This window comes from Streptomyces sp. NBC_01296 (assembly GCF_035984415.1).
Lineage (GTDB): Bacteria > Actinomycetota > Actinomycetes > Streptomycetales > Streptomycetaceae > Streptomyces.
In genome coordinates this window covers 1,086,305-1,107,668 of the sequence record NZ_CP130720.1, presented here as the reverse complement: position 1 = coordinate 1,107,668, position 21,364 = coordinate 1,086,305, and the positions used below count along the sequence as shown (strand labels likewise).

Sequence of the window (21,364 nt, the reverse complement as noted above, 5' to 3'; positions counted from 1 at the left end):
ACACACCTCATGACCGCGACCGAAACGGCCGCCCCGGCCGCCACCCGGCAGGCCCTGCCCGCCGAAGAGCGCCACGCCGCCGAACTCGCCTTCCTCGTCGCCCAGGACACCGGCCCCCGCCCGCCCGGCTGGGCGCTCACCCCGCGCGCGGTCGTCACCTTCGTGTGCGGCAGCGAGGGCGTGGAACTGGCCCTGCCGGGGCGCCGCCGCGCCGGGCTCCCCGCCAAACTGGCCATCGCCCCGAAGTTCGTCGGCGAACGGGCCCTGGTGGAGCGCTGCGTCGTCACCCTCGCCGGCGAACGCGGCCTGCTGCTCACCGGCGAGCCCGGTACCGCGAAGTCGATGCTGTCCGAACTGCTGGCCGCCGCCGTCTGCGGTACCAGTGCGCTGACCGTGCAGGGCACCGCGGGCACCACGGAGGACGCCTTCCGCTACGGCTGGAACTACGCCCTGCTGCTCGCCCAGGGCCCCACCTCCCAGGCGCTCGTCGACTCCCCGGTGCTCTCCGCGATGCGGACCGGGCGCGTGGTGCGCGTCGAGGAGATCACCCGCTGCCTGCCCGAGGTGCAGGACGCGCTGGTGTCGATCCTGTCCGACCGGCGGGTGAGCGTGCCCGAACTGACCGCCACCGAGGACGCGGTGGTCTCGGCGGCCTCCGGGTTCACGGTCATCGCCACGGCCAACCTGCGGGACCGCGGGGTCTCCGAGATGTCCGCCGCGCTCAAGCGGCGCTTCAACTTCGAGACGGTCGCGCCGATCGCGGACGCGGACGCCGAGGCCACGCTGATCCGCCGCCAGGCGGTGGCCGCGGTGCAGCGGGCGGGCGCGGCGTTCGCAGTGGACGACGCGGTCCTGGACGCGCTGGTCACGGTTTTCCGGGACCTGCGCTCCGGGCGCTCGGCGGAGGGCTGGGACGTGGAACGCCCCGGTACGGTCATGTCCACCGCCGAGGCGGTCCAGGTGGCGGCCTCGCTGGGCGTCGCCGCGGCGTACCTGCCGGGCGGCGACGTGCTGGACCTGCTGCCGGGCCACCTGCTCGGCGTGGTCCGCAAGGACGACCCGGCCGACCACGGCCGCCTGCTGGGCTACTGGGACGGCCCGGTCCGCCGCCGCGCGGAAGACGGCTCGGCGATGTGGCGCCGCCTCTGGGACCTCCGCGGAAACCTCCGATGACCGAGCCGATGCCGGGCGCTCGGCCCGGGGAGCCCGCCGTCCCCGCCGTCCCCGCCGCCTCGGGCGCGGGGGCTGCCCCGGATGCCGATCCGCGGGACGCCGTGGACGCGCTCGCCGCGTCCCGTGCGCCGTACCTGCTGGGTGTGCGCCACCACAGCCCCGCGCTGGCGGCGGTGGTTCCGGCGCTGCTGGACGCCTCGGAGGCGGAGGTCGTGTGCGTCGAGCTGCCGACCGACTTCCAGCCGTGGCTGGAGCACTTGGCGGATCCGCAGACCGTGGCCCCCGTCGCCCTCGCCGGCACGGTCCGGGAGGGCGGGCCGGCGTTCTACCCGTTCGCGGACTTCTCCCCGGAGCTGGCCGCGATCCGCTGGGCGCGTGCGCGCGGTGTGGAGGTCCGCTGCTGCGACCTCCCCCTGGCCGACCCCGGCTGGACCCTGCGCTCCCCGGACCAGGACACCTCCGAGGGCTCGGCCCCCGGCCGCCGGCTGTTCGCGCAGGCGCTGACCGCGTCCGGGACCGGCCGCGACGGCGATGACCTGTGGGACCGGGCCGTGGAGGTGCTGGCCCCCGGCTGCACCCCGGAAGCCGTCCGGCGGGCCGCCCTCGGCGTCGGCTGGGCGCTGCGCCAGGACGGCCCCGTCCCCGCGACCGACCTGGCCCGCGAGGCCCACATGCGCAGCGTCGTCAACGCCGCCGCCGTGGGGGGCCGGAAGGTCGCCGCCCTGATCGGCGCTTTCCACGCCCCGGCCCTTCTCGTCGCCGACCCGGCACCGGCGGGTGTCGCCCCCGCCCCGACGGATGCTGCCGTACGGGCCGTCCAGGGCGCTCCGTCGACCCCGTCCCGGACCGCCGATGCGGACCGCGCGCCGGGCATGGAGCCCGCGGCCGTCGTGGTGGCGCAACCCTCTCCCGGTACGGGGAACAGCGCCCCGGCAGCGGACGAGGTGCCGGTGCCCCGTTCCGGGGCGGACGCTTCCGCCTCGCACACGCCGGCGCCCGGTGGTGGGCGCGGGGCGGGCTCCGTCACCCGCAGTGGCCCGGGCACGGCCGTCCGCGCAGTGGCCGCGGGGCCGGCTCCCGTGCCCGAGGCGGACGCCGGCGAGGGGGCCGTCACCTCGTTCGTGCCGTACTCCTTCGACCTGCTCGACTCCCGCTCCGGGTACCCCGCCGGGATCCGGGATCCGCTCTGGCAGCAGGCCGTGCTCGAGGCCGGTGGGGATCCGGTGCGGGTGCGGGATGCCGCCTCCGTAGCCGTCACCGGCATCTGCCGGGAGCTGCGCCGCGCCGGGCACACCGCCGGGACCGGCGAGGCCGCCGAGACGCTGCGGCTCGCCTGCGACCTGGCCGTCCTGCGCGGGCTCCCCGCCCCCGGCCGGGGCGAACTCCTCGAGGCCGTCACCACCGTGCTCGGCCAGGGCGAACCCCTGGGCCGGGGCCGGGCGTTGGCCCGCGCGCTGGAAGCCGTGCTCGTCGGCACCGGCCGCGGCCGGACCACCCCGCACGCCCCGCGCTCCGGACTCGGCCCCTCCGTCGAGGCCGAGCTGGCGGAGCTGCGGCTGCCGGGCCCCGAGGAGCCCGCCTCCCGCGAGGTCCGCCTCGACCCGCTCCGCTCCCCGCTGGACCGGCGGCGCGAGGTCCTGCTCCAGCGGCTGGCCGTCTGCGGGGCCTCGTACGGGGAGCCCCTCGACGTGGCCGCGACCGGCGACGGCACCGCCCTCGGCACCAAGTGGCGGCTGACCTGGACGCCTTCCGTCCCGGCCCGCCTCGACCTGGCCGGCGTCCGCGGCGTCACCGCCGCCCAGGCCGCGGCCGGGACCCTGCGCGAAACCGCCCGCCGGGCCGCCGCCGACGGCGGTCCGACCCCGGAACGGATCCTCACCGGCCTGGCCGCCGCCGCGCGGTGCGATCTGCCCGAGCTGGTCGACGTACGGCTGGACGAGGCCGCCGAGATCCTTCCGCAGACCGCGACCCTGCCCGAACTCCTCGCGTCGCTGGATCTCCTGGAGGGGCTCGCCCGCGGGCACTTCCCCGGTACCTCCGACGGCTCCCGCACCGCCGCGGCCGCGCTCACCGGCCGGCTGCTCGAAGCCGCGGTACGGTCCCTGCCCGGTCTCGCCGGCAGCGAGGACCACGCCGACGCGCGCGCCCTCGTGGCCCTCGCCGACCGGGCCGCCACCCTGCACCTGGGCCTGCGGATGGACACCGCCCTGGCGGAACTGACCGCCACCGCGTCCCCGTTGATGCAGGGCGCGGCACTGGCCGTGCGGGTCCTCCTCGATCTCGACCCGGCCGCCGCTCTCGGCGAGCGCGCCGCCGGATGGATCGACGGCTCCGCCGCCCCCGACGGCCGGCGCTCCCTGGCCCGCCGCCTCGGCGGAGTCCTGGCCGCCGCCGGACCGCTGCTCGACTCCTCCGCGGCCGCCCTCACCCCGGTCCTCGACCGGATCGACGGCCTCGACGACCAGGAGTTCCTCGACCGGCTCCCGGCCCTGCGCGGCGGTTTCGACGTACTCGCCCCGGCCGCCCGCGACCGGCTGCTGGACACCGTCACCGAGCGCCTCGGCGACCGCATCGACCTGTCCCTCGACGCGCCGCCCGCCCTGCTCGCCCTCTGGGCCGCCGCCGACGCCGCCGGCGCCGCGGCCCTCAAATCCCTTCCGCTGCCGGTCGCGGACACCCCGGCTCCCGCACCCGGCGCCGATCCGGAGGTACCCGTACCGCCCGTACCCGCGCCCCTGCGCGCAGAGCACCGGCTGGCCCCCGCCGACCGCTGGCGACTGCTGCTCGGCCGCCAGCGCGACCGGCTTCCCGCCGGCGCCCGCCGCTACGCCCACGCCCTCGACGAGCTGTACGGCAACGGCCGCGGCGAAGGCGCCACCGACCTCGAAGGCGGCCGGGGCAACGGCGGCAACGGCGGCGGCCAGGAGCCCTCGTTCCCGACGGCCCGCGAATGGTCGCAGGAGCTCGAATCGCTCTTCGGCGCCGACGTACGCGAGGAGGTGCTCGCCGACGCGGCCGACGCGGGCCGCTCCGACGTGCTGAGCCAGCTCGACCCGGCGGCCGTCCGCCCCTCCGTGGAACTGCTCAGCTCGGTCCTGTCGCTGGCCGGCGGCATGCCGGAGGCCCAACTCGCCCGGCTGCGGCCCCTGGTCAGACGGCTGGTCGACGAACTCGCCAAGGAGCTCGCCACCCGGATGCGCCCGGCGCTCTCCGGGCTCGCCACCCCGCGCCCCACCCGCCGCCCCGGCGGCAGGCTCGACCTGGCCCGGACCCTGCGGGCCAACCTCGCGCACACCCGCCGCCAGGGCGACGGCCGGGTGGTCGTCGTCCCGGAACGGCCCGTGTTCAGCACCCGGGCCGGCCGTGAGGCGGACTGGCGGCTGATCCTCGTCGTCGACGTCTCCGGCTCCATGGAGGCCTCGGTCATCTGGTCGGCCCTCACCGCCGCCGTCCTCGGCGGTGTACCCACCCTGTCCACCCACTTCCTGGCCTTCTCCACGCAGGTCGTGGACCTCACCGACCGGGTCGAGGACCCGCTCTCGCTGCTCCTGGAGGTCCGCGTCGGGGGCGGTACGCACATCGCGGCGGGTCTCGCTCACGCGCGCTCGCTGATCACCGTGCCGAGCCGCACCCTCGTCGTCGTGGTCAGCGACTTCGAGGAGGGCGCGCCGATCGGCGGACTCCTCGGGGAGGTCCGCGCGCTGGCCGCGTCCGGAGCTCATCTGCTGGGCTGCGCCGCGCTCGACGACGCCGGAGCCCCCCGGTACTCGGTCCCCGTCGCCCGGCAGCTCGTCGCGGCCGGCATGCCGGTGGCCGCCCTCAGCCCGCTCGCCCTCGCCCGCTGGGTCGGCGACCGCCTCCGTGGAGAACCCCGTTGAGTACCGAGACGAACGCCGATACCGAGCTGAGCGCCGATGTGAACACCGTGCTCCTTCCGCCCGTCGCCCCCGAGGTCCTCGCCGAGGCCGTCGAGAACCTCACCGCCCGGCTGCGCAAGAAGCTCGACGCCGCCATCGAGGGCTGCGCCGCGGGCGCCGCCCGGGCGGACGACGGGAGCGTCGCCGTCCGCTTCGGCGAGGACGCGCTGGTCACCCTGCGGCCGGGCCCCGCCGGTACGGTCACCGCGGCCGAACAGGCCCTCTGCACCTGCCTGCTGGCGCCGCGCTGCCTGCACCGGGCCGCGGTGCTCGGCGCGGCGCCGCTCGCGGACGCGGAGCAGCTGCCGCCGGAGCCCGATCCGGAGCCTGTTCCCGCGCCTGATCCCGCGTCCGGCTCGGTGCCGGGGGCTGCGCCCGCCGCCGGTCCCGGAGCGGCCGAAGCCGCCTCGGGGCCTGCGGCCGCCGCTCCGCCGAGCACGCCCGAACCGGTCCCGGATGCCCTCACCGCCGCCCAGCTCGGCGCTGCCGCCGCGCTCTGGCAGGCCGCCGCCGAGGCTCTCGCGGCCGGCGTCACGGCCGGCGGCGCCGTGGTCCAGGCCGAGCTGCTGCGGGCCGCCCACACCGCGCGCCTCGCCGGGCTGCCCCGGGCCGAGGCCGCCACCCTGCGTGTCGTACGGGGCCTGCGCGCCGCCCGGGAGCGCAGCGGCGCCCACCGGCTCGGCGACCTCACCGGAGCCTTCCGCGAACTCCTGCACACCGCCGGACTGCTGGCCTCCGGCACGGCCGGCCCGGCGCTCACCGCCGCCGTACGCCGCGCCTACCAGCCGGGCGGCAGCCTGCGGGTGTACGGCCTGTGCCGGGAGCCGGTCCTGTCGGCCACCGGCTACGGGGGAGTGGTCACCCATCTGCTCGCCCCCGACGGCGCCCGCTACTCGGTCTCCGACGTCCGCCCCGGCGGCCTGGCCCGCGCCCGAGGCGCCGGCTCCGCCTCCGTGGCTCTCGGCGGAGCCGCCCTCGACCACGCGGGCCTCGCGCGCGGGGGACTGCGTATCGCCGGGGCCACGGTCTCGGCCGACGGCCGCCTCGGCGCCGGACGCGGGGTCCAGGCGACCCCGCTGCGCGGAGTCCCGTGGACCGAGGAGCCGGCCGCCGCGCTCTTCGCCCGCCCGGCGGCCGAGGTCGTGGCGGCCCGGCTCGCCGACCGGGACACCGACCCGGACGGGGCCGCGCCCGCCCTCCTCGGCTGCGAGGTCACCGTCGTCGGGGCGGCCGGCGAGGACCTGCTGGTCCGCGAGGCACGGGCGGACGCGCCCCTGCTGCGGCTGCGCGCCGCGCACCCCCACCCGGAACTGCCGCACACGGCCAACCTGCGCCGTATCGCCGCCCATCCGGGGTTGGCGCTCCGCGTCCTGGGCCGGCCCGACCTGGACCGCGCCGCCACCCTGCGCCCGCTCGCCGTCGGGCCGGTGCCCGGCGCGGAGTACACCCTGCGCCTGCCCGAGGAGTGGCTGGGCCGCGCCGACCTCGGCTACGACCTGCTCCAGGGCAGCCACTTCCCGCCGGGGACGGCCGCGGCCCCCGCTCCCGCCGGTGCTGCGGAAGGCCCGGACCTGCTGGCCGACTCACCGCTGTGGCGGGTACGCCGGCTGCTGGAAACCGGGGTCGCGGGCGGCCGGCGCGCCGTCGCCGAGGCGGCACGCACCGCCGAGCCGCTCACCTCGTACGGGCCGCTGCGCCGGGCCGGCTTCACCGCGGCGGCGGAGCTCGCCACGGCCCTCGCCGCGGAGGCGGACCGCCGCCCCCGCGACTCCTTCGGCCGCCTGACGGACCCCTCACCCGACGCCTACGCCTGGGCCTGGCTCGCCGCCTCCACCCACCTGGCCGCGGCGGAACGCTCCTTGGTGGCGGCGTCCTGGTCCTAGGGGGTGTCGTCAAAGTCCCTCCCCCAGCTACCGCTGGGAGGTGCCCCCAGGCCGGCGGGGTCTGGCACGCGCGCTCGCCGCGTTGTCGTCGGTCGCCGACGCGAGCGTCGCCTCCCTCCTCCGCCTTGCGATCACACGCACCAGACCCCGCCGGCCCCGCCCTCACGGGCGGCCGACGCTACTTTGACGACACCCCCTAGCGCCATTCCCTCGAGGTTCGCGGAGGGTCGTTGAGCCGGGCGGCGTAGGCGTCGGTGAGGATGCCGCAGGTGCACCAGTCGCCTGCGCACGGGGTGCCGGCCTCGGTTCCGTAGGGACCGAGGCCGGTCATGAGGGCGAGTACCTCGACACGTTCCGACGCGGTCAGGGCGGGAAGCGCGGAGCCGGGCCACAACTGCCAGGTGTCCGGCACGTCATCCACGTCACCGATGACCTGTCCGTCGATGAACAAGGTGCAGAGGGGGTGCTCGGGGAAGTCGTTGAGCCGCAGGACCCACCAGCGCCCTTCGGTCCGGGCCGCCCAGCGGAAGACGCGTGTGTCCGTGTCGTGCCAGGTGACCTGGGCGGGCAGGGCGGGGACAGGCTTCATGCCCGGACCTCCTGGGGCCGATGTGTGCCGCCGTCGAGGCACAGCGCCCCATCCTGCAGCCTTTCGCCCGCCCCGGGCCAGGCTCACGGTCCGGCGTGGGCGGGTCCGCGCAGCCATGCGGTGAGTGTGGCGAAGTCCGCGGGTGTGAGGCCGAAGCGGGGATCCACGCGGTGGAGCAGGGACCGGCCCGGGTGGTGTGCGGCCACCCAGGTCCGGTCGGCGCCGGTGATCTCGTCGTCGACCCAGGCGAACGGGCGGCCCGCGGCGCAGTCCACGAGGGCGCGGGTCTTCCAGTGGATCCGCTCCCGATGGCCCTCCTCCTCGTACGGGTCCGGCCACGCCACCACCGGCAGATCCGGCAGTCCGATGCGCGGCGCGATCCACTCGTTCGCGTCGTCCATCCAGGTCGTGGCCCACACCAGTTCGCACGGCAGCGCCAGCAGACGGGGTCCGAGCGCGGGATCGATCCTGGCGAGGAGGGGGTTTGCGTCGGGCCGCGTCCCGTACGTCGGATAGCCGTCCGGCAGTTCGTCAGGCGTGGCCCCGAACGGGATGAGCGGTCCGTCGACGTCGAGGAAGAGGAGAGGGTGCTGCCCGGGGCCGGTCATGGCGGCACGATAGCCGCCCCCCGGACGGGGAACCGCGGGTGGCGCGATCCCCTCTCCCTGGGCAAAGGGGGAGGACCATGACGAGGACAGCTGTGTCCATGGCCGGGAGGGCGGCAGTGGCGGGGCTGCTGTGCGCCGCGCTCGCGGCCTGTGGCACGAGGCACGCCGGGGAGGCCGCCGCGCCGCCCGCGCCGGCGAAGGAGACCTGCGGCCTCGACCGGACGACGGGCGGCGGCACGGGTCTGCCGGATCCGCCGACGGAGGAGCAAGGCGGCGGGTACGCCGGTCCGCCGACGGATCAGGAGACGGGTGGTTACGCCGGTCCCCCGACCGACCAGGAGACGGGCGGCTACGCCGGTCCGCCCACGGATCAGGAGACGGGCAGCTACGCGGGGCCGCCCACCGATCAGGACACCGGGGCGCCGAATCCGCCCACCGACGGGGACATCACCAACGGCGCCGGACCCTGCGGCGGTGCGGGGTGGTTCGACATGACCCGGGACTTCAACGCCTACTACGCCGAGCGGCGCACCCGAGCGGACCTCTTCCTGCCCGAGCAGGCCGTCAGGGAGGCCCGGGTCCGCAAGGGGCGGGACGCCGGCGAGGCGCTCGTGACCTTCACCACCGGATCCGTCGGCAAGGGCCTCGCGGAGGACGGCCGCCGGGTGGCGCAGATGTTCGTGTCGTGGCGGCAGCAGGTGTACGGGGACCACGGCACGGTGTCCGTCCGGACGCCCGACGGGGAAGTCGTCACCACCGCGCCCTGGTGAGTGGAGCTCAGGGCCACTGCGCGTCCCAGAACGCGCAGTGGTGCTCCGCAGGCCCGTCCACCACGTGGATCCCGCCCGATCCCGGGGCGAGCGACCGTACGGATCCGTTGGAATCGAACCGCGGCCATGCGGCGGGCGGCCTGCCGGTGCGGGCGAACGCCGTCCAGTCGCCGGTCATCCGCTTCGACAGCTCGCGCTGCGGTGCGGTCAGGGCGGCATCCATCGTGAACAGGTAGGGCAGTTCGAAGCCGTGCGAGGCGCCGTACGGGAACCCCGCCACCTCCGGCAGGCCGGTGAAGTTCGGCGCGTCCCGGTCGCTGAACCGGTACACGTACGTCGGCACGTGCCGGGCCAGCGCCCTGCTGTCCCGCAGCGCCGGGCAGGTGAACGAGGCGTCGGACAGTACGGCGGCCCAGGCCAGCGCCGGTGTCGGGTAGGCCGCCACCGGGTACTGCGCCTCGACGGCCGGGACGGCAGCCGCGCCGAACGACTGCTCCACCCGGGCCCGGTAGGCACCCGCGTCGGGGAGGGGGAACGCCGCCAGGCTCTGCGCCAGGAAGATCCGCATCTCGTCCCGGGTACTGCCCTCGATCACCGGCACCCGGTGGAAGCGGCCGGCCTCCAGGGCCCGCCGGGGCTCCTCGGGCAGCAGGCGGTTGCCGTAGGAGACGAGGGAGAACTGCTGCATCAGCTCCGGGGTCGCGAGCTTCGCCGCGTCCCTGCCGCGCAGGCAGTCCAGTACGGCGCCGGGCTCCGGCCGGTCGTCGCAGCCGAGCGCAGCCGCTGCCGCGACCCCGGCCGCGACGGTGCGCCGCTCGGGCACGAAGGGCTCGTACCGGCCCTGGGTGGGCAGCAGCGAGCGGGGCGGCATGGTGGTGGAGCACGAGCCGCTCTGCAGGATCGCCCGCTGGAACAGGCCGCCCGAGGCCGGTGAGGTGAGGTGGGCGCAGATGCTCAGGCCGCCCGCGGACTCCCCGAACAGCGTCACGTCGGACGGGTCGCCGCCGAAGCGCGCGGCGTTGGCCCGTACCCAGCGCAGCGCCGCCTGCTGGTCGGCGATGGCGAAGTCGGGGGCCCCGCCGAGCGCCGGATGCCCGAAGAAGCCGAAGATTCCGAGCCGGTGGTTGACGGTGACGACCACCGCATCGCCCTGTACGGCCAGCCGCTCGGGCTGGTACAGGTCCCCGGCCCCGTTGACGAAGCCGCCGCCGTGGAACCAGACCATGACCGGCCGCCGCTGCCCGCCGGAGGCCGACGAGGCCGACGTGTTCGGCGAGGTGACATTGAGGTACAGGCAGTCCTCGGAGCCGCTCGGCCCGCCCGGTCCCACCGGCGGCAGTTGTACGCAGCGCGCCCCCGGGACCCCGGCGTCGCGTACGCCGGTCCAGCGCGCCGCGGGCTGCGGGAGCCGCCAGCGCAGCGGCCCCGTCGGAGGAGCCGCGAACGGGATCCCCTCGAAGGTGCGGTACGCGCCGTGCGCGGTGCCGCGTACCGGCCCCCGGTCGGTGTCCACGACGGGCCGGTCCGTGGCGGATGCGCCCGCCACGGCGGACGCCGGTCCGGCGCCGGCGGCGAGCAGGAGGAAGGCACACCACACGGCGCACCACCGGGCGCTCCGGCGTCGTGGGCAACGGGCACGGGACACGGGCCACCGCCTTTCGTCTCTGCCATGCCTTCCCCGAAGTCGGCCGGAGATCCGGCCAACGCCCGGGCTGTGCACGGGCTTTCGGCGCCGGCGGCTACCGCCGCTGCAGCGCGCCCCGTACGAAGGCCGCCTGGCCGGCGTGCTGCAGGTCGTCTGCGATGACGCTGACCAGCCGCACCCCCAGGGTGACCGGCGGGTCCCAGCGCTCGTCGACCACCCGTTCCAGGTCGGCGGCGGCGAGTCCGCGGATGAACGCGGTGCTCTGCTCATGGACGGCGTCGTAGTACCCCAGCAGCAGTTCGCCCGACTCGACCACGACCTTTCCGACCTGCGTCGCGGTGTGCCCGAAGCCGGTGGCCTCGGCGGGCACCGGCAGGGCGAAGCGGGCGAACCAGTCCTGTGCCGTCCAGACCTGTTCCTGGCCGGACGCGTCCGCCACGTGGTCGTCCTGTACCCGGGCCAGATGCCACACCAGCCAGGTGATCGAGTTCGCCTTCGGGTCGATGCGCGCGTTCAACTCCTCGGTCGAGAGCCCCTCGACCACGTCGTGCACCACCTCCCGGACGCGCCCGTAGGCATCGGCCAGTACCTCCGTAGCCTTCATGCACCGTCCCCAGACGTGTCCGCGAAACCACCGATATGACGTGAAGTGACGTGACGTGACGTACGGCATCGGCCGGTGCCCGTGGCCACCGGCCGATGTGTGGGGCGACCGGGGCTACATGGGATCCATGCCCCGATCGTCGATCTTGCCTTCCTTCTCGCTCTGCTCCTGGAGTCGGCGGGCCTTCTCCTGGAGCCTTCGGCGCTCTTCCGGATCGGTGGAGCGTTCCGCCGCCTTGCTCAGCTCCTGTGCCTTCTCGCGCAGTTGCCGGACCCGGCCTTGGGTTTCGCCAGCGCTCATGATCACTCCTCGGGTGTGGGGGGTAAGGAGGCCGGATTCAGCGAACCAGCAGCGCCGCGCGGGCGCATCTCGAACCGTCTGCTCCGGTGACCGCCGGGAGGCCGGCTCCCCCGTTTGCCCGCCCCGAATGGCGCAGCGGAGCGGGGTGCCGATGAATGTGACTGAGCATGCACTTCCGATGACGCACGTTGACCGGCGCGCGATGTGCAGACCCGCGCGGCGGCGAACGGAGCTTTCCATGAATGACCCCGTCGCGCTCGCGGCGACACAGGGCGACAGCCCCCGCGCGTTCCCCGCCACCACCGGCGCAGCGACAGCGACAGCGACGAGTGCCGAGCCGATACGCACCCTGCTCGAGACGGCCGGCACTGCCGGCCGCTCGAGGAGGTGGCCGAGCCGTACGAGTCCGTCGAGCAGTACCGGCGGCGGCCGTACGGGCGCATCGCGAACGGCACCCCGGCCGCCCCCGCCCGCGCCGGGGCGCTGCGCCACGTCCTGCGCCGGCCCGTGGCCGCCGCCCTGCTGGTCTGTGTCGTCCTGCACCTGCCGGGCGACCTGACGGCGCTGTGGTCCCAGACCCCGACCGCCCTCCTTCCGCTCCTCGCCACCGTGCTGTGCCTGGGACTCGGCGCCCTGCCGGCGGTGCGCGACACCGCCGCCGCATGGCGGGCGGGTGCGGCGAGCGCCTCCCCGGCCTGGGCGGGCGTCACGGCGGTGCTCTGCGCCGCGGCCGCCGCCGTCCTGGCCGGCCTGGCGCTCCTGAACCGGTCGCCGCAGGCCCGGGCGGGCGCCGACGGCTGACCGCGCGACGGGGGCGGGACCGGCGGTACGTGCCGATCCCGCCCCCGTGGCATGCGTACGCACGGCCGGTCCCGCCGTCCTACGCGAGCAGGTTGACCCCGTGCGTGAAGACCCTCGGCAGCCGGGCCGCCAACGGGACGATCCGCCCCGCGAGCCGGGGCTGTTGGCGTGCCCAGAGCAAGGACGCGGTGAGCGTGCGGTAGCTGCGCGACAGCTCCCGCCAGGCCCGCTCGTACGCCTGCGGCCGCCCCTCCCGTACGCAGCGGACGAGAGCGCCCGCGGCGGTCACGGCCAGGGTGAGCCCCTCGCCGGTCAGCGCGTCCACGTACCCGGCGGCGTCCCCGACGAACAGCACCCGCCCCGCGACCCGTACCCGGGCCTGCTGGCGCAGCGGCCCGGCGCCGCGCACCGCCGAACCGGAACACCCGGCCAGCCGCTCGCACAGCAGCGGGAACCGGGCCAGTTGTACGTCGAAGGGGGCGCGTTCGGTGGTGAGGACCGCCACGCCGACCCGGCCGGGCCCCAGAGGGGTCACGTACGCCTCGCAGTGCGCCGACCAGTGGACCTCGACCAGGTCGCTCCAGGGCTCCACGGCGTAGTGGCGGCGCAGCCCGTAGCGGGGCGGCCGGCCGGGGGCGGGCGGCGCCGCGAGGCCCAGACCGCGCCGGACGGGGGAGTGCAGGCCGTCCGCCGCCACGAGGTGCCGGGCCGTCAGGCCGGCCGCACCGACCCGGTCCTCGTCCTGGCGGACCTCGCCGACGCGCCGCGCGAGCACCCGTACGCCCAGCCGGTCGGCGCGTTCGGCCAGCGCCGCCTGGAGGACGGTACGGCGGGTGCCGAGACCCGGCCCGGTGCGGAACAGCCCCTCGGCGTGCAGGCCGCTCACCCCGTCCAGGTAGCGGATGCCGCGGAACGGGCTGCCCGGAACACGGACGCCGAGCTCCTGGAGCCGGCGGACGGCCCCCGGCATCAGGCCCTCGCCGCAGGCCTTGTCGATCGGGGTGGGGCGCGGCTCCAGGACCACGACCTCCATCCCGGCCAGCGCCCCGTGGATGGCCGTGGCCAGCCCGGCCGGGCCGCCGCCGGCGACGAGCAGGTCGATCACCGGGCCCTGCCCTCCGCCGGTACGGCACTGCGGTAGACCGGCGCGGCATGGGCCAGTGCGTCCTCCTCGCAGCGGATGCGTACGCCGAGCAGCAGGAGGTTCAGTACGGTGAAGCCGGCCGCCGTCATCCAGGCGGTGTGCACCAGCGGCAGCGCCGCACCCTCCACGACGACCGCGATGTAGTTCGGGTGGCGCAGCAGCCGGTACGGCCCCGCCGCCACCAGCGGCAGCCCCGGGACCACCAGCACCCGGGTGTTCCACCGCGGGCCGAGGGTGCTGATGCACCACCAGCGCAGGCCCTGGGCCGCCAGTACGAGGGCGAGTGCGGGCCAGCCCAGCGCGGGCAGGAACGGGCGGTCGGCGACGAGCGGCTCCACCACACAGCCGGCGAGCAGCGCGGTGTGCAGGGCGACCATGGCGGGGTAGTGGCCGCGGCCGTACTCGATGGCGCCGCGGGACAGGCTCCAGCGCGTGCCCCGGCGGGCGACGGCGAGTTCGGCGAGCCGCTCGGCCACGACGAGGGCCATGAGCAGCAGGTACAGGTCCATCGGGTTGATCGGGTTCATCGGCATGAGGTCACCAGCGCAGGAGGACGAGTTCGGAGGCGAAGCCCGGTCCGAAGGCGATCATCAGCCCGACCGAGCCCGGTGCGGGCGGCCCGGCGGCCTGGACCGCGTTCAGGACGTGCAGGACGGAGGCGGAGGAGAGGTTGCCCACCTCCGCCAGCGAGCGCCGGCTCGCCGCGAAGGCGGAATCCGGCAGCGCCAGCGCGTCCGCCAGCACGTCGAGGACCTTCGGCCCGCCGGGGTGGACGATCCACGCGTCGACGTCCGGCGGCTTGAGGTCGTGCCCGGCGAGGAACGTCTCGATCTCCTCGGCCACGTGCAGCCTGACCAGGGCGGGCAGTTCACGGCCGAGCACCATCCGGAAACCCCAGTGGCCGATGTCCCAGCCGAGGAGCCCCTCGGTGCCGGGGTACAGGCGGCTGCGGGCGGCCACCACCGAAGGCCCCGGCCTGGTGCCGTGCAGCGGATGGCCGCGGCCCACGGCGAGCAGCGCCCCGGCCCCGTCGCCGAAGAGGGCGCCGGCCACCAGGTTCGCCACCGAGGCGTCCGAGGGCTGCAGGGTGAGGGAGCAGAGCTCGGTGGACAGCAGCAGGGCCGCGTGGTCCGGGCGGCCCGCCAGGTAGTCGTGGAGGTGGCCGAGTCCGGCGGCGCCGGCCGCGCAGCCGAGGCCGAAGAGCGGCAGCCGTTTCACGTCGGGGCGCAGACCGGTGCGGGCCGCGAGGCGGGCCTCCAGCGAGGGCGTCGCGAGCCCGGTCACCGTGGTCGACATGACCAGGTCGATCTCGCGCGCCGTCAGATGGCCCGCGGCCAGGACGGTTTCGATGGCGCGGGCTCCGAGCTCCTCGGCCGTCTCCACGAAGAGGGCGTTCGTCCCGCCGAAGTCGTTCGACGGACCGTAGCGCTCCAGCGGGAGCGCGAGGTGGCGGGAGCCGACGCCCACCGAGGCGTGCAGCCGGTGGAGCAGGGCGGTGTCGGCCCCCGGAGGCAGGAAACGGGCGAGCGCCGCCGCGATCTCGGACTGGCGATAGCGGTGGGGCGGGAAAACACTGCTCACTGCCAGGACACGCGTCATTGATTCAACATAGGGAACAACTGACACTTCGTGATGAATCCCGCATACCGGGCGCGGCGCGGCATAGCGTGATCGCGTGCCCCCAGCCCGAGCCGCAGACGGAACTCCGCCGACTCCCGCCGCGACCCCGCAGACCGGCCGGCCCGCGCCTGCCGGCGGCCCGTCGTCGGCCGCCGCGTCCGGTCGGTCCGGCCCGTTCGGGCTGCTGGGGGCCTGCCATCCGCTGCCCGCGGCCGCCGTGACGCTCTTCGCCGCCGCCCTCGCCGCGGCCGTGGGGCGCAGCCTCCCGGGGGCGGCGCTCACCGTGGCCGCGGTGGCTGTGGGCCAGCTGTCGGTGGGCTGGTGCAACGACCGGGTGGACCTCGGCCGGGACCTGGCGACGGGCCGCCGCGACAAACCCCTGGTCCGCGGGGCGGTACGGCCCGCCGCGGTGACGGCCGCGGCGCTCACGGCCCTGCTGCTCTGCGTCCCGCTGTCGCTGGCCTGCGGATGGCTCGCCGGCTGTGCGCACCTGTGCGGGGTGGCCGCCGCCTGGGCGTACAACCTGCGGCTGAAGGGCACCGCCGTCTCCTGGCTCCCGTACGCCCTCGCGTTCGGGCTGCTCCCCGCGTTCGTCACCCTCGGCCTGCCCGGTGCGCCCTGGCCGCCGTGGTGGCTGACGGCCGCGGCGGCCCTGCTGGGTGCGGGCGCGCACTTCGCCAACGCGCTGCCCGACATCGACGACGACCTGGCCACGGGCGTGGTGGGCCTGCCGCACCGGCTCGGCGCCCGGCGCTCGGCGGCCGTCGGGGGGCTCCTGGTCCTCGGCTCGGCCGTGGCCCTGGTCGCCGGACCGCCGGGCCGGGTGCCGCCGTACGGCTGGGTGCTGCTCGCGGCGACCGCTGCGGCGGTACTCCTCGGGGCCGTCCTGCCGACCGGCCGGAGCCGGATCCCCTTCCTGGTCACGATGGCGGTCGCGGGGGCCGATGTCGTGCTGCTGCTGGTGCGCGGGGCGGACCTGGCCGGGCTCCGCTGAGGCGGTCTGCGAACGCCGGGGGGCGCCCGCGGCGCCGCGCCGCCCTCGGCTCAGGCCGCGGCCGCCGAGGTGGGCGGGCGGCGGGTCCGGGTCCACTCCAGCAGCTGCTCCCGCGGCCAGGTGTTCACGACGCGCTCGGCCGGCACCCCGCACTCCACGGCCCGTTCGCAGCCGAGCAGCTGCCAGTCCAGCTGGCCCGGGGCGTGCGCGTCCGTGTCGATCGCGAACAGGGTGCCGGCCTCCACGGCCGACCTCAGCAGCCGGCGCGGCGGGTCCAGCCGCTCGGGCCGGCTGTTGATCTCCACGGCGGTCCCGGACTCCGCGCAGGCGGCGAAGACCGCCTCGGCGTCGAACCGGGACTCGGGGCGGGTCCGGCCCGTCACCAGCCGTCCCGTGCAGTGGCCCAGGACGTCCATCAGCGGGTTGCGTACGGCCGCCAGCAGCCGCCGCGTCATCGCGGGCGACTCCATCCGCAGCTTGGAGTGCACGGACCCGACGACCACGTCCAGCTGATCCAGCAGCTCCGGCTCCTGGTCCAGCGAGCCGTCGAGCAGGATGTCGCATTCGATACCGGTGAGCAGCCGGAACGGCGCCCACATCTCGTTCAGCTCCGCCACCGCCTCCAGCTGCTCGCGCAGCCGCTCCGGTGAGAGACCCCGGGCGACGGTCAGGCTCGGCGAGTGATCGGTGAGTACGGCCCACTCGTGGCCCAGCTCTGCCGCCGTCCGCCCCATGGCCTCGATCGGGCTGCCGCCGTCGGACCACTCGGAGTGCACATGGCAGTCCCCGCGCAGGGCCGCGCGCAGCGCGAGGGCGGCCGGGCTCGCCGGGGGGCCTTCGGGGTGCGCCGCGACCTCGTCCTCGAGGTTCTGCAGGTACGCGGGGATCGACCCGCCGAGCGCCTCCCGCACCGCCTGGGCGGTTTTCGGCCCGATGCCCTTGACCGCTTCGAGGGTTCCGGCCCCGACCCGCTCCCGCACCTCGCGTTCGCCCATTCGGGTGAGGGCTGCGGCCGCCGTCCGGAAGGCCTGTACCCGGTAGGTCGGTGCCTGCCCGCGCTCCAGCAGGAAGGCGATCCGCTCCAAAGCCGCGACCGGATCCATCGGCGTACCTCCTGGTTCCAGTGTGACGGGCCGGTTCCAGTGTGACGGGCAACCCCAAGGATGTCTTGGGAAGGTCATAAGTTTTGTTTATAGGGTCATAACCAGGGGGCGGGTGCCGGGTTAGGGTCGCCTTAGTTTAGGGTTCTCTTGATCCAGTCTTTTGTCGGTCGAAGGGAACCTGTCATGCCTCGCCCCCTGCGGGTAGCAATCGTCGGTGCCGGCCCCGCCGGAATCTACGCCGCCGATGCGCTGCTGAAGTCCGAGGCGGCCGCCGAGCCGGGTGTCTCCATCGACCTGTTCGAGCGGATGCCCGCCCCCTTCGGCCTGATCCGGTACGGCGTCGCCCCCGACCACCCGCGGATCAAGGGCATCATCACCGCCCTCCACCAGGTGCTCGACAAGCCGCAGGTCCGCCTGTTCGGCAACGTGGACTACCCGAACGACATCAGCCTCGACGAACTCCACTCGTTCTACGACGCCGTGATCTTCTCCACCGGCGCGACCGCCGACCGCGCGCTCGCCATACCCGGCGTCGAGCTCGAGGGCTCCTACGGCGCCGCGGACTTCGTCTCCTGGTACGACGGCCACCCCGACGTTCCGCGCACCTGGCCGCTGGAGGCCGAGAAGGTCGCCGTGCTCGGCGTCGGCAACGTCGCCCTCGACGTCGCGCGCATCCTGGCGAAGACCGCGGACGAGCTGCTGCCCACCGAGATCCCGGCGAACGTCTACGACGGCCTCAAGGCCAACAAGGCGCTCGAGGTGCACGTCTTCGGCCGCCGCGGCCCGGCGCAGGCCAAGTTCAGCCCCATGGAGCTGCGCGAGCTCGACCACTCGCCCAACATCGAGGTCATCGTCAACCCCGAGGACATCGACTACGACGAGGGCTCGATCGCCACCCGCCGCTCCAACAAGCAGGCGGACATGGTCGCGAAGACGCTGGAGAACTGGGCGATCCGCGACATCGGCGAGCGCCCGCACAAGCTCTTCCTGCACTTCTTCGAGTCGCCCGCCGAGATCCTCGGCGAGGACGGCAAGGTCGTCGGCCTGCGCACCGAGCGCACCGAGCTCGACGGCACGGGCAACGTCAAGGGCACCGGCCAGTTCACCGACTGGGACGTCCGGTCCGTCTACCGCGCCGTGGGCTACCTCTCCGACGAACTGCCCAAGCTGCCGTGGGACGTCGACAGCGGCACGGTCCCGGACGAGGGCGGCCGCGTGATCGAGGCGGGCGGGCACCTGCAGTCGACGTACGTCACCGGCTGGATCCGGCGCGGACCGATCGGCCTCATCGGCCACACCAAGGGCGACGCGAACGAGACGGTCGCGAACCTCCTCGAGGACCACGCGGGCGGCCGCCTGCAGACGCCCGCCGCGCCTGCGCCGGAGGCCGTCGAGGCCTTCCTGGCCGAGCGGAACGTCCGCTTCACGACGTGGGAGGGCTGGCACAAGCTCGACGCGGCCGAGAAGGCGCTGGGCGAGCCGCAGGGCCGCGAGCGCGTGAAGCTCGTCGAGCGCGAGGACATGCTCAAGGCGAGCGGCGCGTAGTCGCAGCGCTTGGTCACAGCGCGTTCTTGATCGGGTGGGGGCCGCCGGCGGTGGCCCCCACCCGCATGTCCGGAGCGTCGTCAGTCCGTGATGGAGAGGATCTTCCGGGTCTTCAGGTCGGCCTGGACGTGGAGCCGGGTGGTGTCGGTGCCGCTCCAGGTCAGGGTGACGGTGGCATTGGTCTTGCCCATGCCGCTGTCGACGTAGGTGACCTTCCACTCCAGCGGCACGTTCTGGGCGCGCAGGACGCCGTCCGCGTGGTTGGTCTCCTCCCACTTCGCCAGCTCGCGCTGGAGCGGCGCGGAGAGGTAGGCGGCCCGCAGCTGCTTGGCGCGCGTGCCGTCGTTGTCGTAGACCGCGTCGATGTACGCACCGTAGAAGGTGGCGATCCGGGAGAACGCGCCCTCCGGGCTGCCGGACACGGACGGGGCCGCGGCGGCGGTCGCGGAGGCGCTGGTGACGAAGGCGAGGGTGAGTGCGGCCGTCGCGGCGGTGGCCGCGAGGGCGAGGGAAGCGGTGCGCTTGGCCTTGGCCGGAGACTTGAACATCGTCGGGACCTTTCGCCGTGCTCGGTTGCCGAGTAGCTGAACCCACCGACGCCGCCACCCCGGCGGACGGTTCTCGGAACGTGCGAAATGGCCTGAATGCGACGCAGATGGCGTACAGCCGCCTATCGGGGCGAACCCAGGCAGGCCGGCGCCGCCGCCCGCAGGGCCCGTACGCCCGCCGGGAGCGCCGTGCGCACGTCCGGCGCGAAATCCGGGGCATGGTCGGCCGGCAGGACCTGTCCGGCGCCGGCCGCGTCGTCGAGGACGAGGAGCCGGCGTCCGCCGTCGCCGGGGCCGGGCAGGAGTTCCTGTGCTTCGTCCGGGCTCAAGGGGCTGCCGTCGGGCCGGGTCAGTGCGAAGGTGAAGACCCCGCCGGGGAACTCGTCCCGGACCTCGTAGGCGCACTGGTGGGTCGGCGCGGACTTCCCGCTGCCGGGCGCTCCGGAGACCACGACGCGCTGCGGCCCTTCGGCCGAGGTCAGACGTGCGGCGATGGCCGCGCGGTCGGCCTGCCGTTCGGCGAACCTGGGCGCGGGCGACAAGCCCGGGCGTCCGGGGCGGGTTCTGGGCACCCCGCGCCAGCCGCTGTCCGACGCGGGTTCGGCCGGCGGGGCCGGCACCCCGGGGGCGGCGGCCCGCGTCAGGGCGGGCCGTGCGCCTGCCGGTTCGGGCCGTCCGAGCTCCTCGGAGCGCAGGATCGCCAGCCCCGGGCGGCGCAGCCCGGCGCCCGGGTCGACGCCGAGCTCGTCGCGCAGCCGGTCCCGTACGGTGTGGTATTCGGCGAGGGCCTGCGCCTGGCGCCCCGTGCGGTAGAGGGCCTCGATGAGCTGCTCGGTGCACCGCTCGCGCACCGGATGCCGGCGGCCGCTCTCGTACAGGTCGACCAATACCTGATGGCAGTTCCCGGCGGCGAGTTCGAGGTCGCAGACCCGCTCCGGCACGCGCAGCCGCTCCTGTTCGAGCGTCGGCGCCGCGTCGAGCCGGAGCATGCCCGAAGCCACGTTGGCCGGCGGTGGCCCGTGCCACGGGGACAGCGCCTCGCGCAGGCGGTACAGCTCCTCGCCCGGGCCGAGCCCGCGCGCCGCGTCCCGGGTCGCGATCCCGAGGGAGAGGCCGTACGGGCCGGCCGAGGCCAGGGCCACGGCCTCCTCAGGTCGGCATGGTCGAAATACATGGCTGAATCCGTGTGGCGTGGATCCGGCCACTCGAACGGGGGATCCGCAGACGGGAGGGCCGTACCCGGAATGCGCGGCGGCTGCCGGTGGTTCGGACTCCACGCGGAACCCGACCACCCTGCACGCACTGGAGAGCTCATGAAGATCGGCATCATCGGCGCAGGCAACATCGGCGGCAACCTGACGCGCCGCCTGACCGCGCTCGGACACGACGTGTCCGTGGCGAACTCCCGTGGCCCCGAGACCCTGTCCGACCTCGCGAAGGAGACCGGAGCCACGGCGGTCACGGTGGCGGAGGCGGCCCGCGGGGCCGAGCTCGTCGTGGTCACCATCCCCCTGAAGAACGTGCCCGAGCTGCCCGCCGGGCTCTTCGACCGGGCGGCCGAGGACTTCGTCGTCATCGAGACCGGGAACTACTACCCGAAGCAGCGCGACGGCCGCATCGCCGAGATCGAGGACGAGGGACTGACCGAGAGCCGCTGGAGCGAGCGCCACATCGGGCACCCGGTGGTCAAGGCCTTCAACGGGACGTACGCCGAGGACATCTTGGACCGGCACCGGCCGGCCGGGGACCCGGACCGCATGGCCCTCCCGGTCGCCGGCGACGACGGGGCGGCGAAGCAGACCGTCCGGGTGCTCATCGACGCACTCGGCTTCGACTCCGTCGACGCGGGCGGCCTCGACGACTCCTGGCGCCAGCAGCCGGGCACCCCCGTGTACGGTCTGCGGGCGGGGACCGACGCCGTGGTCAAGGCCCTCGCCGAGGCCTCCCCGGTCCGGACGGCGGACTTCAAGGGCTGACGGCCCACGGCCGGGCGCGGGAGCGCGGGGGCTCCGGTGCCCGGCCAGGGCGTCGGCGCGGGATCCGGGCGCCGGCTCCGGGCGGCCCCGGGCCCGGTCGACAACCGTGACCGAAGTGTCATGCGCCGCGCCGCTGTACGGGCG

The 21,364-nt window shown here is 75.4% G+C and carries 19 protein-coding genes; 8 read left to right on the top strand and 11 right to left on the bottom strand.

The window, feature by feature from the left end:
• The first annotated feature begins 9 nt into the window (after positions 1 to 9).
• The 3 genes from OG299_RS05370 to OG299_RS05360 are packed head-to-tail and all read left to right on the top strand — an operon-like array spanning position 10 to position 6,973.
• On the top strand, positions 10 to 1,173 hold the full coding sequence (locus tag OG299_RS05370; RefSeq protein WP_327360689.1) for an ATP-binding protein: 1,164 nt from the start codon (positions 10 to 12) through the stop codon (positions 1,171 to 1,173).
• Positions 1,170 to 5,051 carry a DUF5682 family protein gene (locus tag OG299_RS05365; RefSeq protein ID WP_327360688.1) on the top strand — a complete coding sequence of 1,294 codons (3,882 nt, stop codon included), beginning with the start codon at positions 1,170 to 1,172 and terminating at the stop codon, positions 5,049 to 5,051. Before OG299_RS05370 ends, OG299_RS05365 begins: the two co-directional genes overlap by 4 nt.
• Positions 5,048 to 6,973: a hypothetical protein gene (locus OG299_RS05360; RefSeq protein ID WP_327360687.1), complete on the top strand. Its 1,926-nt coding sequence runs from the start codon at positions 5,048 to 5,050 to the stop codon at positions 6,971 to 6,973. The genes OG299_RS05365 and OG299_RS05360 overlap by 4 nt, the downstream gene beginning before the upstream one ends.
• A gap of 196 nt (positions 6,974 to 7,169) precedes the next feature.
• On the opposite strand, the gene OG299_RS05355 is transcribed toward OG299_RS05360, so the two are convergent.
• Complete coding sequence (locus OG299_RS05355) at positions 7,170 to 7,562, bottom strand: hypothetical protein (RefSeq protein WP_327360686.1); 393 nt, start codon at positions 7,560 to 7,562, stop codon at positions 7,170 to 7,172.
• Positions 7,563 to 7,645: 83 nt separating this feature from the next.
• The gene (locus OG299_RS05350) at positions 7,646 to 8,170 is read right to left on the bottom strand and encodes an HAD domain-containing protein (protein ID WP_327360685.1); all 525 of its coding nucleotides are present in this window, start codon (positions 8,168 to 8,170) and stop codon (positions 7,646 to 7,648) included.
• Positions 8,171 to 8,247: 77 nt separating this feature from the next.
• On the opposite strand from OG299_RS05350, the gene OG299_RS05345 reads away from it, so the two are divergent.
• On the top strand, positions 8,248 to 8,940 hold the full coding sequence (locus tag OG299_RS05345; RefSeq protein WP_327360684.1) for a hypothetical protein: 693 nt from the start codon (positions 8,248 to 8,250) through the stop codon (positions 8,938 to 8,940).
• A gap of 7 nt (positions 8,941 to 8,947) precedes the next feature.
• On the opposite strand, the gene OG299_RS05340 is transcribed toward OG299_RS05345, so the two are convergent.
• From OG299_RS05340 to OG299_RS05330, 3 genes are all read right to left on the bottom strand, one after another.
• On the bottom strand, positions 8,948 to 10,537 hold the full coding sequence (locus OG299_RS05340; RefSeq protein ID WP_327360683.1) for a carboxylesterase/lipase family protein: 1,590 nt from the start codon (positions 10,535 to 10,537) through the stop codon (positions 8,948 to 8,950).
• 142 nt (positions 10,538 to 10,679) lie between these two features.
• The gene (locus OG299_RS05335; RefSeq protein WP_327360682.1) at positions 10,680 to 11,189 is read right to left on the bottom strand and encodes a mycothiol transferase; all 510 of its coding nucleotides are present in this window, start codon (positions 11,187 to 11,189) and stop codon (positions 10,680 to 10,682) included.
• Positions 11,190 to 11,303: 114 nt separating this feature from the next.
• Positions 11,304 to 11,492: a DUF6381 family protein gene (locus OG299_RS05330; protein ID WP_383513136.1), complete on the bottom strand. Its 189-nt coding sequence runs from the start codon at positions 11,490 to 11,492 to the stop codon at positions 11,304 to 11,306.
• A gap of 384 nt (positions 11,493 to 11,876) precedes the next feature.
• On the opposite strand from OG299_RS05330, the gene OG299_RS05325 reads away from it, so the two are divergent.
• Positions 11,877 to 12,290 (top strand): hypothetical protein, encoded by a 414-nt coding sequence (locus OG299_RS05325; protein WP_327360681.1) that lies wholly within the window; start codon positions 11,877 to 11,879, stop codon positions 12,288 to 12,290.
• A 79-nt stretch (positions 12,291 to 12,369) separates the two neighbouring features.
• On the opposite strand, the gene OG299_RS05320 is transcribed toward OG299_RS05325, so the two are convergent.
• Genes OG299_RS05320 through OG299_RS05310 form a run of 3 tightly spaced genes read right to left on the bottom strand, consistent with a single transcriptional unit; the run spans position 12,370 to position 15,033 of the window.
• Entirely contained in the window at positions 12,370 to 13,395 is a 1,026-nt protein-coding gene (locus OG299_RS05320) for an NAD(P)/FAD-dependent oxidoreductase (protein WP_266637333.1), read from the bottom strand.
• The gene (locus OG299_RS05315; protein ID WP_327364460.1) at positions 13,392 to 13,943 is read right to left on the bottom strand and encodes an isoprenylcysteine carboxyl methyltransferase family protein; all 552 of its coding nucleotides are present in this window, start codon (positions 13,941 to 13,943) and stop codon (positions 13,392 to 13,394) included. Before OG299_RS05315 ends, OG299_RS05320 begins: the two co-directional genes overlap by 4 nt.
• A gap of 28 nt (positions 13,944 to 13,971) precedes the next feature.
• Complete coding sequence (locus OG299_RS05310) at positions 13,972 to 15,033, bottom strand: type III polyketide synthase (RefSeq protein WP_266637331.1); 1,062 nt, start codon at positions 15,031 to 15,033, stop codon at positions 13,972 to 13,974.
• A 76-nt stretch (positions 15,034 to 15,109) separates the two neighbouring features.
• Here OG299_RS05310 and OG299_RS05305 point away from each other — a divergent pair, with 76 nt between their 5' ends.
• On the top strand, positions 15,110 to 16,048 hold the full coding sequence (locus OG299_RS05305; RefSeq protein ID WP_327360680.1) for a UbiA family prenyltransferase: 939 nt from the start codon (positions 15,110 to 15,112) through the stop codon (positions 16,046 to 16,048).
• A gap of 50 nt (positions 16,049 to 16,098) precedes the next feature.
• Here the strand turns inward: OG299_RS05305 and OG299_RS05300 are convergent, their stop codons facing one another.
• The gene (locus tag OG299_RS05300) at positions 16,099 to 17,151 is read right to left on the bottom strand and encodes a PHP domain-containing protein (protein WP_327360679.1); all 1,053 of its coding nucleotides are present in this window, start codon (positions 17,149 to 17,151) and stop codon (positions 16,099 to 16,101) included.
• A 183-nt stretch (positions 17,152 to 17,334) separates the two neighbouring features.
• Here OG299_RS05300 and OG299_RS05295 point away from each other — a divergent pair, with 183 nt between their 5' ends.
• Positions 17,335 to 18,696 carry an FAD-dependent oxidoreductase gene (locus OG299_RS05295; protein ID WP_327360678.1) on the top strand — a complete coding sequence of 454 codons (1,362 nt, stop codon included), beginning with the start codon at positions 17,335 to 17,337 and terminating at the stop codon, positions 18,694 to 18,696.
• Between the two features lie 80 nt (positions 18,697 to 18,776).
• Here OG299_RS05295 and OG299_RS05290 read toward each other — a convergent pair whose 3' ends face one another.
• Positions 18,777 to 19,244 (bottom strand): hypothetical protein, encoded by a 468-nt coding sequence (locus tag OG299_RS05290; RefSeq protein WP_327360677.1) that lies wholly within the window; start codon positions 19,242 to 19,244, stop codon positions 18,777 to 18,779.
• A 122-nt stretch (positions 19,245 to 19,366) separates the two neighbouring features.
• Positions 19,367 to 20,386 (bottom strand): AfsR/SARP family transcriptional regulator, encoded by a 1,020-nt coding sequence (locus tag OG299_RS05285; RefSeq protein WP_327360676.1) that lies wholly within the window; start codon positions 20,384 to 20,386, stop codon positions 19,367 to 19,369.
• 30 nt (positions 20,387 to 20,416) lie between these two features.
• Between OG299_RS05285 and OG299_RS05280 the strand changes: the two genes are divergently transcribed.
• Positions 20,417 to 21,220, top strand: a complete 804-nt coding sequence (locus OG299_RS05280) for an NADPH-dependent F420 reductase (RefSeq protein ID WP_323179151.1) — start codon at positions 20,417 to 20,419, stop codon at positions 21,218 to 21,220.
• Positions 21,221 to 21,364: the final 144 nt, after the last annotated feature.

Coding starts and splice junctions, on each gene's coding strand:
- OG299_RS05310 (WP_266637331.1), bottom strand. CDS start 15,033: ATGACGCGTGTCCTGGCAGTGAGCAGTGTTTTCCCGCCCCACCGCTAT.
- OG299_RS05295 (WP_327360678.1), top strand. CDS start 17,335: ATGCCTCGCCCCCTGCGGGTAGCAATCGTCGGTGCCGGCCCCGCCGGA.
- OG299_RS05300 (WP_327360679.1), bottom strand. CDS start 17,151: ATGGATCCGGTCGCGGCTTTGGAGCGGATCGCCTTCCTGCTGGAGCGC.
- OG299_RS05370 (WP_327360689.1), top strand. CDS start 10: ATGACCGCGACCGAAACGGCCGCCCCGGCCGCCACCCGGCAGGCCCTG.
- OG299_RS05335 (WP_327360682.1), bottom strand. CDS start 11,189: ATGAAGGCTACGGAGGTACTGGCCGATGCCTACGGGCGCGTCCGGGAG.
- OG299_RS05345 (WP_327360684.1), top strand. CDS start 8,248: ATGACGAGGACAGCTGTGTCCATGGCCGGGAGGGCGGCAGTGGCGGGG.
- OG299_RS05290 (WP_327360677.1), bottom strand. CDS start 19,244: ATGTTCAAGTCTCCGGCCAAGGCCAAGCGCACCGCTTCCCTCGCCCTC.
- OG299_RS05280 (WP_323179151.1), top strand. CDS start 20,417: ATGGCTGAATCCGTGTGGCGTGGATCCGGCCACTCGAACGGGGGATCC.
- OG299_RS05350 (WP_327360685.1), bottom strand. CDS start 8,170: ATGACCGGCCCCGGGCAGCACCCTCTCCTCTTCCTCGACGTCGACGGA.
- OG299_RS05365 (WP_327360688.1), top strand. CDS start 1,170: ATGACCGAGCCGATGCCGGGCGCTCGGCCCGGGGAGCCCGCCGTCCCC.
- OG299_RS05355 (WP_327360686.1), bottom strand. CDS start 7,562: ATGAAGCCTGTCCCCGCCCTGCCCGCCCAGGTCACCTGGCACGACACG.
- OG299_RS05315 (WP_327364460.1), bottom strand. CDS start 13,943: ATGGACCTGTACCTGCTGCTCATGGCCCTCGTCGTGGCCGAGCGGCTC.